Annotated in this window: 14 protein-coding genes; 8 read left to right on the top strand and 6 right to left on the bottom strand. The window is 64.2% G+C overall.

Annotated elements, in window-relative coordinates; genetic code table 11:
• Window positions 1-11: 11 nt before the first annotated feature.
• The 6 genes from ACVCNR_RS13980 to ACVCNR_RS13955 all read right to left on the bottom strand — a co-directional run bounded on the left by ACVCNR_RS13980 (window position 12) and on the right by ACVCNR_RS13955 (window position 6,567).
• Window positions 12-1,508, bottom strand: coding sequence for a TadA family conjugal transfer-associated ATPase (locus ACVCNR_RS13980; protein WP_354196564.1), 1,497 nt, complete (start codon window positions 1,506-1,508; stop codon window positions 12-14).
• Between the two features lie 32 nt (window positions 1,509-1,540).
• A complete protein-coding gene (locus ACVCNR_RS13975) occupies window positions 1,541-2,818 on the bottom strand; it encodes a CpaE/TadZ family protein (protein WP_447075197.1) in 1,278 nt (425 codons plus the stop codon).
• 30 nt (window positions 2,819-2,848) lie between these two features.
• Window positions 2,849-3,520, bottom strand: a complete 672-nt coding sequence (locus ACVCNR_RS13970) for a CpaD family pilus assembly protein (RefSeq protein WP_447075196.1) — start codon at window positions 3,518-3,520, stop codon at window positions 2,849-2,851.
• Window positions 3,521-3,534: 14 nt separating this feature from the next.
• Complete coding sequence (locus tag ACVCNR_RS13965) at window positions 3,535-5,055, bottom strand: type II and III secretion system protein family protein (RefSeq protein WP_447075195.1); 1,521 nt, start codon at window positions 5,053-5,055, stop codon at window positions 3,535-3,537.
• Entirely contained in the window at window positions 5,052-5,864 is an 813-nt protein-coding gene (cpaB, locus tag ACVCNR_RS13960; protein ID WP_354196556.1) for a Flp pilus assembly protein CpaB, read from the bottom strand. The genes ACVCNR_RS13965 and cpaB overlap by 4 nt, the downstream gene beginning before the upstream one ends.
• A gap of 184 nt (window positions 5,865-6,048) precedes the next feature.
• Window positions 6,049-6,567 (bottom strand): A24 family peptidase, encoded by a 519-nt coding sequence (locus ACVCNR_RS13955; RefSeq protein WP_447075194.1) that lies wholly within the window; start codon window positions 6,565-6,567, stop codon window positions 6,049-6,051.
• 156 nt (window positions 6,568-6,723) lie between these two features.
• On the opposite strand from ACVCNR_RS13955, the gene ACVCNR_RS13950 reads away from it, so the two are divergent.
• The 8 genes from ACVCNR_RS13950 to dnaA all read left to right on the top strand — a co-directional run bounded on the left by ACVCNR_RS13950 (window position 6,724) and on the right by dnaA (window position 14,468).
• Complete coding sequence (locus ACVCNR_RS13950; RefSeq protein WP_447075193.1) at window positions 6,724-7,173, top strand: pilus assembly protein N-terminal domain-containing protein; 450 nt, start codon at window positions 6,724-6,726, stop codon at window positions 7,171-7,173.
• Window positions 7,174-7,314: 141 nt separating this feature from the next.
• Entirely contained in the window at window positions 7,315-7,920 is a 606-nt protein-coding gene (locus ACVCNR_RS13945; RefSeq protein ID WP_447075192.1) for a TadE/TadG family type IV pilus assembly protein, read from the top strand.
• 23 nt (window positions 7,921-7,943) lie between these two features.
• Window positions 7,944-8,570: a TadE/TadG family type IV pilus assembly protein gene (locus ACVCNR_RS13940; protein ID WP_447075191.1), complete on the top strand. Its 627-nt coding sequence runs from the start codon at window positions 7,944-7,946 to the stop codon at window positions 8,568-8,570.
• A 175-nt stretch (window positions 8,571-8,745) separates the two neighbouring features.
• Window positions 8,746-9,987: a phosphopentomutase gene (locus ACVCNR_RS13935; protein WP_447075190.1), complete on the top strand. Its 1,242-nt coding sequence runs from the start codon at window positions 8,746-8,748 to the stop codon at window positions 9,985-9,987.
• Window positions 9,980-10,870: a bifunctional DNA-formamidopyrimidine glycosylase/DNA-(apurinic or apyrimidinic site) lyase gene (gene mutM / locus ACVCNR_RS13930; protein WP_447075189.1), complete on the top strand. Its 891-nt coding sequence runs from the start codon at window positions 9,980-9,982 to the stop codon at window positions 10,868-10,870. The genes ACVCNR_RS13935 and mutM overlap by 8 nt, the downstream gene beginning before the upstream one ends.
• Window positions 10,871-10,906: 36 nt before the next feature.
• Window positions 10,907-11,680 carry an enoyl-CoA hydratase gene (locus ACVCNR_RS13925; RefSeq protein WP_447075188.1) on the top strand — a complete coding sequence of 258 codons (774 nt, stop codon included), beginning with the start codon at window positions 10,907-10,909 and terminating at the stop codon, window positions 11,678-11,680.
• Between the two features lie 168 nt (window positions 11,681-11,848).
• On the top strand, window positions 11,849-12,115 hold the full coding sequence (gene rpsT, locus ACVCNR_RS13920; protein WP_354196540.1) for a 30S ribosomal protein S20: 267 nt from the start codon (window positions 11,849-11,851) through the stop codon (window positions 12,113-12,115).
• Window positions 12,116-12,917: 802 nt separating this feature from the next.
• The gene (gene dnaA / locus ACVCNR_RS13915) at window positions 12,918-14,468 is read left to right on the top strand and encodes a chromosomal replication initiator protein DnaA (RefSeq protein WP_447075187.1); all 1,551 of its coding nucleotides are present in this window, start codon (window positions 12,918-12,920) and stop codon (window positions 14,466-14,468) included.
• Window positions 14,469-14,550: the final 82 nt, after the last annotated feature.

Genomic DNA, 14,550 nt, shown 5'->3' with positions numbered 1-14,550 from the left:
CGCTCACCGGCTCAATCGGCGCGCTTCTCCATGGCTTCTAGAGCATTGGCCAGCCGCTGCTCCTCGCCATAATAGCGGGCGCGGTCCCAGAAATGCGGGCGGCCGATGCCGGTGGAGACATGCTCGCCGAGCAACCTGCCGCTGCTGTCCTCGCCCTTGATGTTGTAGACGACGAGGTCCTGGGTGATGATGACATCGCCTTCCATGCCGATCACCTCGGTGATGTGGGTGATGCGGCGCGAGCCATCGCGCAGGCGCGCGGCCTGGATGATGACGTCCACCGAACCGACGATGATCTCGCGCACGGTGCGCTGCGGCAGCGAATAGCCGCCCATGGCGATCATCGATTCCATACGGTTGAGGCATTCGCGCGGGCTGTTGGAGTGGATGGTGCCCATGGAGCCGTCATGGCCGGTGTTCATGGCCTGCAGGAGGTCGAAGACCTCGGGGCCGCGCACCTCGCCCACGATGATACGCTCGGGGCGCATGCGCAGGCAGTTCTTGACGAGGTCGCGCATGGTCACCTCGCCCTCGCCTTCCAGGTTCGGCGGGCGGGTTTCTAGGCGCACCACATGCGGCTGCTGGAGCTGCAATTCGGCCGAGTCCTCGCAGGTGATGACGCGTTCCTCACGGTCGACATAGTTGGTCAGGCAGTTGAGCAGCGTGGTCTTGCCCGAACCGGTGCCGCCCGAAATCACCACGTTGCAGCGCACGCGGCCGATGATCTTGAGAATTTCGGCGCCCTCCGGCGAGATGGCGCCGAAGCGCACGAGCTGGTCGAGGGTGAGCTTGTCCTTCTTGAACTTGCGGATGGTCAGCGCCGTGCCGTCGATGGCGAGCGGCGGCGCGATGACGTTGACGCGGGAGCCGTCGGGAAGGCGGGCGTCGCAGATCGGCGAGGATTCGTCGACGCGCCGGCCTACCTGGCTGACGATGCGCTGGCAGATGTTGAGCAGTTGCTGGTTGTCGCGGAAGCGGATGCCGGTCTGCTCGACCTTGCCGTTGACCTCGATATAGACGTTGCGGGAGCCGTTCACCATGATGTCGGCGATGTCGTCGCGGGCCAGAAGCGGCTCCAGCGGGCCGTAGCCGAGCACGTCGTTGCAGATGTCCTCGAGCAATTCCTCCTGCTCGGCGATCGACATGGCGAAATTCTTGATCGCGATGATGTCGTTGACGATATCGCGGATTTCCTCGCGCGCCGCATCGGGCTCCAGCTTGGCCAACTGCGACAGGTCGATCGTGTCGATCAGGGCGGCGAAGACCTGGCTCTTGGTGTCGTAGTAGCTTTCGCTGCGCTGGCGCTGCGTGCGCGGGGGCTGGGACGCCAGCGGCGGCGCCTCGACCGGGCGGCGGGCCGGCGGCGGGGCCGCGGGCGATGCCGCTGGGCGGGCCATGACCGCCGGCGCATCCGCGCCGCCCGAGGCCGTTGCGGGTGCGGCCGGTGCAGGCGCCGGGCGCGAGAATGCCGGCTTGCCCCTGTCGTCGTTGCCTCTTCTTCCGAACATGATCGTTCACCTATCACGCGCCGCAGGGGCGCTTACTTTGCGCGGCGCAGCTTCCCGAGGATCGTTCCGAGGCCCGGCTTCCTGCGGGTCTTGATCTCGGCGCGCCCGGTCAGCACATGGGCGATCTCGTTGATGGTGGCCACGATCGGGCTCTTGGCGTCCATCTCGCCCAGCATGCGCCCGTTGTTGGCGGCGTTGCCGAAAAGCTGCGGCTCGAACGGAATGACCGCCATCGGCTCGATATCGAGCGGTTCGGCGAAATCCTGTGCGGAGATTTCGGGCCGCTTCGGCACGCCGGTCTGGTTGAGCACCAGCTTCGGCGGCGGATCGTTCGGCCGCAGGCGCTTGAGCATATCCATCAGGTTCTTGGTGTTGCGCAGATTGGCGAGTTCGGGCGTCGCGGTGATGACCACCTCGTCGGCATGGATGAGCGTGTGCTTGCTCCACCCGCTCCAGATATGCGGAACGTCGAGAATGAGGATCGGCGCGGTGCGTTGCGCCGTGTCGATGATCTGCGCGAAGGCATCGGCCTCGAAATCATAGACGCGCTCCAGCGTCGAGGGCGCGGCGAGCAGCGACAGATTGTCGGCGCACTGCGCCAGCAGGCGGTCGAGATAGACCTCGTCCACGCGCTCGGGCGAGAACACCGCCTCGGCGATGCCCTGCGCGGGGTCCTGGTCGAAATTGATGTTGGCCGTGCCGAAAGCCAGGTCGAGGTCGGCCACCACGACCTCCGACTTGAACAGCGACGAGACCGCCCAGCCGACATTGTGCGCGATGGTGGAGGAACCGGTGCCTCCCTTGGCGCCGACGAAGGCGATGGACCGGCCGATCGGCTCGGCCTCGGGATCGACGAAGATGGCGGCGATGACGCCGACGACATCGGCCATGGACACCGGCGCGACGACATATTCGGAGATGCCGTTGCGGATCAGCTCGCGATAGAGACCGACATCGTTGTAGTGGCCGATGACCACCACCTTGGTGCTGGGGTCGCAATGCTCGGCCAGCCGCGCAAGCTGGTCGAGCAATTCCCTCGGCTCGCTGCGCGATTCCAGCAGGATCAGGTTCGGCGTCGGCGCGGTCTGGTAGAACTCGATGGCCGTCGGGATGCCGCCCATATGCACCTTGAGGTGCGCCTTCGCCATGCGGCGGTCCTCGCCGGCACGCTCGATGGGGGCCGTCACCCCCTCGCTTTCGCAGAAGGCCTGGATGGAAATGCGCGGGATCGGCCGCACGGCCTGCATGGCCGCCGAATCGTGGAGATCGGCGCCGGCATCCATGGCATGTTCATAGGCTAGATTGGTCATGCTGCTTGCCCCCCGGACAGGCCATCTTCGTCAATAGTTCACTTCACCGGCGGTCGTGCCGTTTCCGGCTTCCCGATAGATATCAATGACCTCATTGCGATTTTCCGCATCGATCGTGGTCTGCTTGCGCGGCCCCATCAGATCGGCCGGATTGGCGATCTGGGCAGCGAGGTTGTTCTGGTAGGAGCAGCCGAAATTGGCGTAGTGCTTGTTGTCGGCCGTATCCAGAACGTCCTTGGGCCAGCGGCCGCATTTGCCCGTCTGCGCCTGTATCGAGCTGTAGACGAGCCTTACCGGCGCGGTCAGCTCATCCGGCGAAGCCTGATAGCGGGCCATCGCGATGCGGTTGGGCCTGACGCCATTGGCGGCGGCCAGCCGGGCGAATTCGCGCGCGACCTTGCCGGCCGCATATTCGTTGGCCGATCCGGACGGCGCCACGATGGTCAGCACAGGCGCGGCGCCGGTGTCATAGCCGTCGAGAAAGCCGGCCAGCACCTGGCGCTGCGCCTTCGAAACGCCTTGCGCCGACGCCGCCACCGGCAGGTCAAGCGTCCTGTCCTTTTCCGAAATCACGATCGGATGATTGGTGCGGTAGTCGTCGGGGATGGACCCCACGACGATGCTGTCGCGCTTGGCGCATCCTGCCAGCAGCGCGGCGACGGCCACAGCCAAGACCGCACCATTTGCCCTTGCCCTGAACATGCTCGTTTCCCCGCTCACTTGTAGATGAAGCCGACCACGCCGTGATAGCGACCAGCGGGCTTGTCGGTTTTCATGGTGCCGTAGACGCGATTGACCCGGCCGAGGAACATGGCGGCGCCATCGCTGGCGGCATTGAAATTGTCGTCCGGCTTGGCCAGTTCGTTCCGCGCCACCGGCTTCGACAGATAAGGCGTAATGATGATGACCAGTTCGCTCTCGTTGCGCACGAAGTCGCGGCTGCGGAACAGCGTGCCGAGAACCGGGAGCTTCGACAGGCCCGGCAAGCCGTTCACTGCCTGACGAACGTCATCTCGCACAAGGCCGGCGATCATCATTGACCCGCCCGAGGGAAGCTCCACCGTGGTGTCGGCAAGGCGCTTGCGGATGGAGAGCGAGTTGACGGTCATTCCCCGCGAGCCACTTAGGCCGGACGCTTCATTGGTGGGCTCCGAAACCGAAGTCCTAACCTTCAGACTGATGCGGCCAGCGGAAAGAACAACGGGTTTGAACTCAAGCCCAATGCCGTACTCGATCTTCTGATATTGCAAAACTGTATCACCATCCCGATTGTCATCGTTCCTCGCACTGGAAACGCCTTCGAGAATGTTGAACTCGCCGCCAACCCGGAATGTGGCCTCCTCACCCGAAATCGCGGTAAGGGTCGGCTCCGCCAGCGTTTTCATGACGCCAGCCTGCTCCATCGCATTCAGATATCCGTCGATCAGCGTGCTTCCGGCCCGGTAGGTTCCAGCCACACTTGAGGTAGGAATGCCCCCGAGCCCCATGGCGTTCTCGCTGATCGCTCCCCAGGAAATGCCGTTGGAGTTACCCTCCGTCAGCAAGCCGACATTAAGCTGCTTCATCACGCTACGGCTGACCTCAGCCACCGTTACCTTCAAGGTGACCTGATCCTCACCCATGATCTGCAGCATGTTGATGATGGCGCTGCGCTGGCGCTGACTGTCAGGATTGTCGATATCGACGCCCGAATTGGATGAACCGCCGGCGGCGGTCTGGGAATACTGGCCGGTCGTGGCCTCGCCGCCGGTAACAAAGGCGTTGGCGAGCTGTACGGCACGCTTGGCGTCCAGCGGGGTCTCCACGGTGCCGGTCAGCACCACATTGTCGTTGACCAGTTCGACCTTGATGTCGGAATTCGGGATGAAGCGCTTCAGATAGCCCTCGATGCCGGCCACATCGCGCTCGACGGAAAGGTCGAAGCTGGCAATCTGCTCGCCGTTGGGGCCGAACACGAAGATGTTGGTTTCGCCGACCGACTTGCCGAACAGGTAGATGCGCCGCGAGGTGCGCGTCACCGCATCGGCCACGCCGGGATTCGCCACCAGAATGTCATAGGCGTCGCGCGGCAGGTCGACGACCACCGATTTGTTGAGCCCGAGCTTGATGCGCTGGTTGGCCGCCGTGGCGCGCACGCCGCTGGCGGCATCGGCCGGCACCGTTGCGGGCGGACCGGCCACAGCGAACAGCACCATGGCCGCGGCGACGGCGGCAGGGAATTTTGCGTAAGACCTCATTTCCTTGCCCCCACTTCGGAAATCTCGCCGGACTTGATGAGCCGTACCGTGCCCCGGCGGCCGGCACCGCTGACCAGATAGTCGGCCTCGTCCAGACCGGTTTCCTGCGTGTCCTTGATCGAGCGCAGGGCCAGCGTCAGCCGGTCGGCCATCTGCTGAGCAACCGTGATGATCTCGGCCTGCTGCGGCGTCAGCTCCAGCGTCGCCGTCTGGCCGACCCGTGTCTTCTTGCCTTCCTCATCCTCCTGGATGGTCTGGTCGATGGCGAGCACGCGGATGTTCTGCAAGATGGTTTCGGTGGTGAAACCCGTACCGCCGGCCGTATCGGAGCGGCGCGTCATGATGACGTCGACATAGTCGTTGGGCAGGATGAAGCCGCCCGCCGAAGTGTCGGCGGCTATCGATGTCGCCACGGCGCGATGGCCGGACGGCAGGATCGAGGACATGAAGCTCTGGCCTTCGTCGATCAGCTTGACGCGCCGCACCGGCTCGCCGCTGTACATGGCCATGCGCGTGACCGAGCCCTTGAGCTTCTCGACCGCGTCGGGCTCGTTCTCGCGTGTGATGAAATGCTGGTTGACCGCGTCGGCCGGCCAGGAAGCCCATGTGACGTTGGAGCCGAGCGGGGCGCCGATCGGCACATCGCCTGACATCACCGCCACGTCCACCATCCTGATGGCCGGTTCCTGCGGCCCCGGCGCCACCACGACCTCGGGCGGCGGCGGCACCGCCATGTTCTTGGCGACGTAGCCCGCACCGCCGGCAGCAGCGACCGCAACGCCCAGAATTATCAGTCTGGAAGCAGGCATATGTCCAACCCCTAGCCCCTGGCAAACCACAACCCGGGTCGGACATTGCAGCGGCAATCCTCAAATTATGGTTAATGCCGCCCTTACGATTTTGCTTAACGCAAGGTTTATCGCTTCCCGTCCGGCAAAAAAGAAACGCCGCACAGGCGGTGCGGCGCTTCAAGGATCTGAACGATGGAACGGATCAGGCTGCCAGGCGCGCCAGGGCCCAGGCGACGAGCGCCGTCTTGGGATAGATCATCAAGCCGGCAAAGCCGAGGGCCACGCCGTAGGGGATGCCCACCCTGGTATCGGCGAAGTGGCGCAGGAACATATTGTGACGCGTGAAATCCGCCAGCACCGACTTGCGGTAGGCCATGGTCGCCAGGGTCAGCAGGCCGCCGACGAACGACGCATAGATCAGATATTCCACCAGAAGCATGTCGAAGCCCATCCAGACGGCAGTGGCGGCCATGAGCTTGGCGTCGCCCCCGCCCATGCCGCCGATGGCGAACAGGACGAAAGTCGCGCACAAGACCAGCGCGCCGGCGGCCAGATGCATACCGAACATGTTCCAGTCCATGCCGGTCAGCGGCGCGATCACCATGAAGCCCGCCACCAGCACCAGCGAGACGCGGTTGGCGATGGTCATCGACAATATGTCGGACACCGCCGCAAAGACCATGCAGAACGGGAAAACCACGAAGATGAGAGCTTCAAGCATAGTAGAACACCGGAAGTGAGCGACACCGGCACTCTACATGCGTGGCGTTAAGGATCGGTGATCTTGGCGGTCCGAGGCTCGACTGCCGGCTTAACCGTTGGTTCACCACTGCCGTTCATATTCCGTTGAACACTCTGGCGGAGCGGGAGAACTGGCATGTCCATGTCGAGATCGGTGTTGCTTGCGGGCGCGATGCTTGCCGCCGGAGGCTGCGCGGCCTTCGCCGCCGAACCCGCCCCGACGGAACCGGTGGCGGAAGCCGCCGCGCCGGCTGCCATGCAGGCCGGCATCGAGGTGGTGATGAACGAGGCGCGCATCGTCAAGCTGCCGCGGGCCGCCGATACCATCGTGGTGGGCAACTCGGCGATCGCCGACGCGTCGGTGCAGGATGCCACCACCGTCATCCTCACCGGCAAGGGTTTCGGCGTCACCAATCTGGTGATCCTCGACAGGGAGGGCGCGCCGATCATGGACGAGCAGGTCACCGTCGTGCGCCAGACCGCCTCGACCGTGCGGATTTACCGCCGTGCCGACGTGCTCACCCTGTTCTGCACGCCCTATTGCGAAAACTCGCCCCAGAACGGCGCGGCCGTTGGCGGCAATTGAGGCCAAGGCCTCTCCGAACCCCGGATAATGGTTGAGGCCGGGTTAATGCGGAGCGCTGCAATTTAGCGGCCGTCCAAACCGGACTTCAACGGCTTGCGGCTATAGTCCTGCCCACTGGCAACGGGGTCGGGCAAGACAGACATGGGCAGCGTTTCCAACAATTCCGGCGCAAGCGGCAGGCCGCGCGCCGGCCTGCTTTCGCGGTTCCGGCGCGACGCCAGGGGCAGCGTCGCCATCGAATTCAGCATGCTGATCCTGCCGTTCGCGCTGCTGACCTTCGCCATCCTGGAAAGCTGCATATCGTTCGCCGGCAAGCAGGTTCTGGCCAATGCCGCCGACGACGTGGCGCGCCAGTTCCGGACCGGGCAGTTGAGGGCACCTGCCACGCCGCAGGAAAAGGAAGAGCTGAAGGAAGAGATCGTCGCCCAGATCTGCGGCCGGCTCGAGATCATCGTGACCAAGGGATGTCCCGGACTGAAGATCGACCTTCGTCATTTCGACAGTTTCCCCGAAGCCGCAAAACTCGGCTTCACGATCAGCAGCGGCGAAATTTCGCTGACCGACAACGGCAAAACAGACTCAAAGGGGTTCGATATCGATCCGGGCCCGACCATGTCGAAGAACATGCTGAGGATCTTCTACGAGTGGCCGGTGATTACCGATTTCATGAGCAAATACATGGCCAAACTCAATGGCGGCAAGACGCTGCACTTCGCCACCATGACCTGGCAGAACGAGCCATATTGATCGGTCAGGGCGAGGAACGGCAAATGACCATGGCTGGTGCGGGGGCACTACAGATGTTGAGGGCGCTTACCGGAAGGATCATCCGCTTCGGCCGTGACCGGCACGGCGTCGCGGCAGTGGAATTCGCCTTCATCGCACCGATCATGCTCATCCTCTATTTCATCACGATCGAGGCCGTGCAGGGCATCGAGACCAGCAGGCAGGTCAGCCGGCTGGGCGCCATGGTGGCCGATCTCGTTGGGCAGCAGGACACCATGTCGAAGGAAGCGCTGACCGGCATCATGCAGATCGGCGAGACGACGATGCGCCCCTATAACCGCTCGGCCCCGACGATCACCGTCACCGCGATCAAGATTTCAAGCGATCAGAAAGGTGCCGTTCCCACGGTGGCCTGGTCGGGAAAGCTCGTTAACGGACTTTACGCTGCCGGGCCGGCCAAGAATACCACCGTCACGGTCCCGCCGGAGTTGAAGATCGGCGACAGCTTCCTCATCCGCGTGGAAAGCAACCTCGGTTACAAGCCGGTGATCGCCTGGTCGGACAAGGAGAACGCCTCCGGCCTCACCGGCATCTTCAACAATATCGAGATGAACGAGGTCTATTATGCCCGTCCGCGCATCAGGCGCGAGATCTCCTGCACCAACTGCTGACGCTGCGGCAGGCCTTCATTCCAGCTCGCCGATTGCAAAGAACCGGCCCGAAGCCTATGTCTGGGCGCCCGGGCCGGCGTCGCCGCAATCCTGATGCCTGCCCGTCCGATCATTCCGATCCGCGCCCGGGCGCCTTGCCGCTTCCGATCGTCGCGATCGCCACCGCAAGGCTGCAATGGCGCGTGCATTCGTCTTCGTCCTCGATTCCTTCGGCATAGGCGGCGCGGCGGATGCCGCCCAGTTCGGAGACGAGGGCGCCAATACCTTCGGCCATATCGCCGATGCCTGTCGCGCGGGGCTGGCCGACCGGCCCGGCCTGCGCGCCGGCCCCCTTCATGTGCCGCATATGGCCTCGCTCGGGCTCGGCGAAGCGGCGCGGGTCGCGACCGGATACACATTCGAGGCCGGCCATGGTTCGCTCCTGCCCTTTGCCTTCCATGGCGCCGCGCAGGAGATTTCGAGCGGCAAGGACACGCCCTCCGGCCATTGGGAGATCGCGGGACTGCCGCTGCGCTTCGGCTGGGGCCGGTTTCCGGATATGGTGCCGGCATTTCCCGCCGCCCTTACCGAAGCCATGATCCGTGAGGGGGATGTGCCGGGCATTCTCGGCAATCGCCATGCCGACGGCACCACCATCATCGAGCAGTTCGGGGCCGAGCACATCGCGACGGGCAAGCCGATCTGCTACACCTCGGTGGATTCCGTGCTGCAGATCGCGGCGCATGAGGAGCATTTCGGCCTCGAACGGCTCTATACGTTCTGCAAGGTTGTGCGGGGGCTGTGCGACCCGCTGAAGATCGGCAGGGTCATCGCCCGCCCCTTCCTCGGCGAAGCGCCCGGCGCGTTCACGCGCACGCCGGGCCGGCGCGACTATTCCGTCTCGCCGCCCGAGCCCACGCTTCTCGACCGCATCACCCAGGCAGGCGGACGCGTGCTCGCCATCGGCAAGATCGGCGATATCTTCGCCCATCGCGGCGTGACCAAGCTGCGCAAAGCGGCCGGCAACATGGCGATGTTCGACCAGGCGCTGGCGGCGATGGACGAGGCCGGCGACGGCGACTTCGTGTTCGCCAATTTCGTCGATTTCGACACCGAGTTCGGCCATCGCCGCGACACGCCCGGCTATGCCGCGGCCCTCGAAGCCTTCGACCGCCGCGTGCCGGAAGCGCTGGCGCGGCTGAAAACGGGCGACCTGTTCCTGCTCACCGCCGACCATGGCAACGACCCGACCTGGCGCGGCACCGACCATACACGCGAGCGCATACCGCTGATGGGCATGGCGCCCGGGCTTGCCGGCGGCAGCGTGGGCCTGAGGCCCACCTTTTCCGACATCGGCGAAACCGTCGCCCGGCATCTGGGCACCGCGCCCGGAAAATACGGAACCTCCTTCTATCGCGAGATCGGTGGCCATGCCTGAACTGCCCGAGGTCGAAACTGTCCGGCGCGGCTTGCAGCCGGTGCTGGAAGGCGCACGGATCGTCAGGGTGGAAGCAAGGCGGCCGGACCTGCGCTTTCCCCTGCCCGAGCGCTTCGCCGAACGGCTGGACAGCCGCACCGTCACCGCCCTCGGCCGCCGAGCCAAATACCTGACCATGCATGTCGAAGACGGGCCCGTGCTGATCTGCCACCTCGGCATGACCGGGTCGTTCCGCATCGAGGACGGCGCGGAAACCGCCACCCCCGGCAGCTTCCACTATGAGAGATCGAAGGATTCCGCCCATGACCACGTCATCTTCGACGTGGTGTCCGCCACGCAGGCCCGCCATCGCATCGTGTTCAACGATCCGCGCCGCTTCGGCTTCATGCTGTTTTCCGAAACCCCGCCGGACGAGCACCCGATGCTGGCCGGCCTCGGCGTGGAGCCGACCGGCAACGCCCTCGACGCCGACCTGCTCGCCACCCTGTTCCGCAACCGCAAGGCCCCGCTGAAGGCCGCGCTGCTCGACCAGCGCATGATTGCCGGCCTCGGCAATATATATGTGTGCGAAGCGCTGTGGCGGGCCGGCCTCTCGCCGCTGCGGGCGGCGGGCACCATCGCCGTGCCGGGACGCAAGGCGGCGGCGCAACGCGAGAAACTGGCCGCATCGATCCGCGCCGTGATCGCCGACGCCATCGCCGCCGGCGGCTCCTCGCTGCGAGACTACATGCACACCGACGGCTCGCTCGGCTATTTCCAGCACAGCTTCGCCGTCTACGACCGCGAGGGCGAGCCGTGCCCCACGCCGGGCTGCAACGGCCATGTCGAGCGGATCGTGCAGAGCGGGCGCTCGACCTTTTATTGTCGCGCCTGCCAGAAATAGGATAGGTCCGGGGCAACGGTTCAGGAGAGGAAGCGCATGGCTTACGAGAACATCATCGTGGAAACCCGCGGCAAGGTCGGATTGATCACGCTGAACCGGCCGAAGGCCCTCAACGCGCTCAACTCCGCCGTTCTTGGCGAACTGCTCGCCGCCACCAAAGCCTTCGACGCCGACGACAATATCGGCGCGATGGTGCTGACCGGCTCCGAAAAGGCGTTTGCCGCAGGTGCGGACATCAAGGAAATGCAGTCGAAGAGCTATGTCGACGTCTATCTGGGCGACCTGTTCTGCGGCTGGGAGGATTTCACCCGCACCCGCAAGCCGATCATCGCGGCGGTAGCCGGCTATGCGCTCGGCGGCGGCTGCGAACTTGCCATGATGTGCGATTTCATCATCGCCGGCGACAATGCGAAGTTCGGCCAGCCTGAAATCACGCTCGGCGTTATGCCCGGCATGGGCGGCTCGCAGCGCCTCACCCGCTTCGTCGGCAAATCGAAGGCGATGGACATGTGCCTGACCGGCCGCATGATGGATGCCGAGGAAGCCGAGCGCTCCGGCCTGGTGTCGCGCATCGTGCCGGCCGGCGAACTGGTCGAGGAAGCGTTGAAGGCGGCTGCCAAGATCGCCGACTTCTCCCTGCCCTCGGTGATCATGAACAAGGAGGCCATCAACCGCGCCTATGAGGTGACGCTGGCCGAGGGCCTGCGATTCGAGCGCCGTGTCTTCCAGTCGATGTTCGCGCTGGACGACCAGAAGGAGGGCATGGCCGCCTTCGTGGAGAAGCGCAAGCCGGAATTCCGCAACAAATAGCAGGCCCGATGCCGCTCAAATCAGCCTTTCCGTGCGAAGCAAGATTGACGGACTTCGAAAGCTGAACTATAAGCCGCCCCAACTGAGGTGGCCCTGCGGCTGCCCATTTGTTTTTGCGCCCTGCGGGTTGCCGCAAGCGCCCACCATTGAGATCAGAAGAGAGGCATCATGGCCAACACCCCCTCGGCCAAAAAGGCAACGCGCAAGATCGCCCGCCGCACGGCGATCAACAAGAACCGCCGCTCGCGCGTCCGCACTTTCATTCGCAAGGTCGAGGAGGCTCTGGCCGCTGGCGACAAGACCGCCGCCGAGGCCGCCTTCCAGGCCGCGCAGCCGGAACTGATGCGCGCCGCGACCAAGGGCGTGGTTCACAAGAACACCGCCTCGCGCAAGGTCTCGCGCCTGGCCCAGCGGCTCAAGAGCCTGTCGGCCTGATCCCAGACAAAGTTTACCCATTCTTCGAAACCCGGCGCTCGCGCCGGGTTTTTTTCGTTGCCCGGCGAAAAGCCGGAACGGCCCTCCCGACCTTCCGTTACGGCATTTTTTTCACAACGTGGATTTTTGCCTATATGTGTCTTTCAGGTTGCACCGGGCAGCAACACAGCATCGCGAGCATGGCAAAAAAGTAGCATATATTTCAAAGGCTTGATGAAGGTCGTCCACAGGTTGTTCATATCGGCGACAGCCGAAAGGGGACAACCCAGTGTCAAGCAAAATATTAAAAAAAAGAATCTCGCCAGCTACCGTTTCGGGGTGCTCGCGAAAAGAGTTTGAATCCCAATGGCTTTCAAGAATGCCGGTGTCGGGACCACCGCTGCGAAGGGCTATTTGGTAACCAGATTCGTTAAAAACCGGTAAGATGCGGCCTTGCCCTTTCCACAACGATTTCGGTAGTGTCTCCTCATCGAAAGGGACGGGCCCTACGCCCTCGACCTAATCAAAAATGGCAGCATTGGCACCACGGGCGTTTGTTCGCGGGCGGGTCGACTATTCGCTTTCGATACTGGCAGGGGACCAGTCATTTGTATGGCGTATCGAAGTTTGGCCGGCGTCGCGCCGGACGGCTTGCTTTGCCATGCGCGCAGTTTCCCTGTTGCGGGACAGGGCCGGAGACGGTGCGGCCCGCAGCGAGAACATCCGGCAAAGGCCAGCGGCGGCCGCGCCGGAGGAGAAATGACAACGAGGCCGCCACGGGCGACATGCCCATGGCGCGAAAGTGCGGGACAAGGATCACACGATGCAGAGCGGCATGGGCACGGAGCTTGGCGATCTTTCCTATGAGGAGAACGTCGCCAAAGCACATGACCTGACAACTCTTGGGGAGGCGGATCACAAGTTCGAGCGGATCAAGGCAAAGCTCAAGGCGCGCCTGGGGGCAGAGGTCTATTCGAGCTGGTTCGGGCGCATGAAGCTGGCGGAGGCTTCCAAGGGCGTGGTGCGCATCTCGGTGCCGACCGCCTTCCTGCGCTCCTGGATCAACGGCCACTATCTCGAGCAGATCGTCGGGCTGTGGAAGGAAGAGGATCCCGAGGTCCTCAAGGTGGAGATCATCGTGCGCACCGCCGCAAGGCAGACCCGCGCGGTGGATGCCGAAACGGCGGTCCAGCGACGCCCGGTGTCGCGCCAGTCGCAGACGGCCCTTGCCTCCACCATGGCCAACAACGGCACCAACGCCGGCAAGGCCGAGCGCATGCCCGCGCAGCGCCCCGGCCCGGTCGAGACCGAGTTCCGCCAGAACGTGCTGGGCTCCCCGCTCGATCCGCGCTACACCTTCGCTTCCTTCGTGGAGGGCCCGTCGAACCGCGTCGCCTTCGCCGCCGCCCGCGCCGTGGCGGAATCGCAATCCAGCGCCGTGCGCTTCAACCCCCTGTTCCTGCATGCCACCGTCGGCCTCGGCAAGACGCACCTCCTGCAGGCCATCGCGGCGGAATCGCTGCGCCAGAACCCGAAGTCGCGCGTCGTCTACCTGACGGCCGAATATTTCATGTGGCGCTTCGCCACCGCCATCCGCGACAACAATGCGCTGACGCTCAAGGAGCAGCTTCGCGACATCGACCTGCTCATCATCGACGACATGCAGTTCCTGCAGGGCAAGTCGATCCAGCACGAGTTCTGCCACCTCATCAACATGCTGCTGGACAGCGCCAAGCAGGTGGTGGTGGCGGCCGACCGGCCGCCGGCGGAGCTGGAATCGCTGGAGCCGCGCGTGCGCTCGCGCCTCAATGGCGGCGTGGCGCTGGAAATGTCGACGCCGGATTTCTCCATGCGCCTGTCCATGCTCCAGCAGCGGCTGGCGGCAGCCAAGGCCGAGGACGCCGCGCTCGATATCTCCGATGCCGTGCTGGAACACGTGGCCCGCACCGTCACCGGTTCGGGGCGCGAACTGGAAGGAGCCTTCAACCAGCTTCTGTTCCGCCAATCCTTCGAGCCGCAGATCACGATCGACCGCATCGACGAGATCCTCGGCCACATCTATCGCTCGGGTGAGCCGAAGCGGGTGCGCATCGAGGACATCCAGCGCATCGTCGCCCGCCATTACAACGTCTCCAAGACGGAGTTGCTGTCCAACCGGCGCACGCGCACCATCGTCAAGCCGCGCCAGGTGGCCATGTATCTTTCCAAGGTGATGACGCCGCGTTCGCTGCCCGAAATCGGCCGGCGTTTCGGCGGCCGCGACCACACCACGGTGCTGCATGCCGTGCGCAAGATCGAGGGCATGTCGGACAGCGACAACACGCTGGCGCAAGAACTGGAACTGCTGCGCCGGCTGATCAACGACCAGGCCTGAGCGAAGCCCATCGCGGCATGGCGGCAGCCTTTGCCGCCATGCCGGAAAACCTTGCAAAACCCGCTGCGAAAGGCCGTTCGGT

The sequence above is a fragment of the Aquamicrobium terrae genome, assembly GCF_052978165.1.
Note: the sequence above shows the minus strand (reverse complement) of the source record. Positions and strands in the feature narration are given on the sequence as shown.

What these genes read in the sequence shown, in the direction of transcription:
- rpsT (WP_354196540.1), top strand. Translation starts at nt 11,849, where the DNA reads ATGGCCAACACCCCCTCGGCCAAAAAGGCAACGCGCAAGATCGCCCGC.
- ACVCNR_RS13940 (WP_447075191.1), top strand. Translation starts at nt 7,944, where the DNA reads ATGACCATGGCTGGTGCGGGGGCACTACAGATGTTGAGGGCGCTTACC.
- ACVCNR_RS13950 (WP_447075193.1), top strand. Translation starts at nt 6,724, where the DNA reads ATGTCCATGTCGAGATCGGTGTTGCTTGCGGGCGCGATGCTTGCCGCC.
- dnaA (WP_447075187.1), top strand. Translation starts at nt 12,918, where the DNA reads ATGCAGAGCGGCATGGGCACGGAGCTTGGCGATCTTTCCTATGAGGAG.
- ACVCNR_RS13945 (WP_447075192.1), top strand. Translation starts at nt 7,315, where the DNA reads ATGGGCAGCGTTTCCAACAATTCCGGCGCAAGCGGCAGGCCGCGCGCC.
- ACVCNR_RS13975 (WP_447075197.1), bottom strand. Translation starts at nt 2,818, where the DNA reads ATGACCAATCTAGCCTATGAACATGCCATGGATGCCGGCGCCGATCTC.
- cpaB (WP_354196556.1), bottom strand. Translation starts at nt 5,864, where the DNA reads ATGCCTGCTTCCAGACTGATAATTCTGGGCGTTGCGGTCGCTGCTGCC.
- ACVCNR_RS13965 (WP_447075195.1), bottom strand. Translation starts at nt 5,055, where the DNA reads ATGAGGTCTTACGCAAAATTCCCTGCCGCCGTCGCCGCGGCCATGGTG.
- ACVCNR_RS13955 (WP_447075194.1), bottom strand. Translation starts at nt 6,567, where the DNA reads ATGCTTGAAGCTCTCATCTTCGTGGTTTTCCCGTTCTGCATGGTCTTT.
- mutM (WP_447075189.1), top strand. Translation starts at nt 9,980, where the DNA reads ATGCCTGAACTGCCCGAGGTCGAAACTGTCCGGCGCGGCTTGCAGCCG.
- ACVCNR_RS13925 (WP_447075188.1), top strand. Translation starts at nt 10,907, where the DNA reads ATGGCTTACGAGAACATCATCGTGGAAACCCGCGGCAAGGTCGGATTG.
- ACVCNR_RS13935 (WP_447075190.1), top strand. Translation starts at nt 8,746, where the DNA reads ATGGCGCGTGCATTCGTCTTCGTCCTCGATTCCTTCGGCATAGGCGGC.
- ACVCNR_RS13970 (WP_447075196.1), bottom strand. Translation starts at nt 3,520, where the DNA reads ATGTTCAGGGCAAGGGCAAATGGTGCGGTCTTGGCTGTGGCCGTCGCC.
- ACVCNR_RS13980 (WP_354196564.1), bottom strand. Translation starts at nt 1,508, where the DNA reads ATGTTCGGAAGAAGAGGCAACGACGACAGGGGCAAGCCGGCATTCTCG.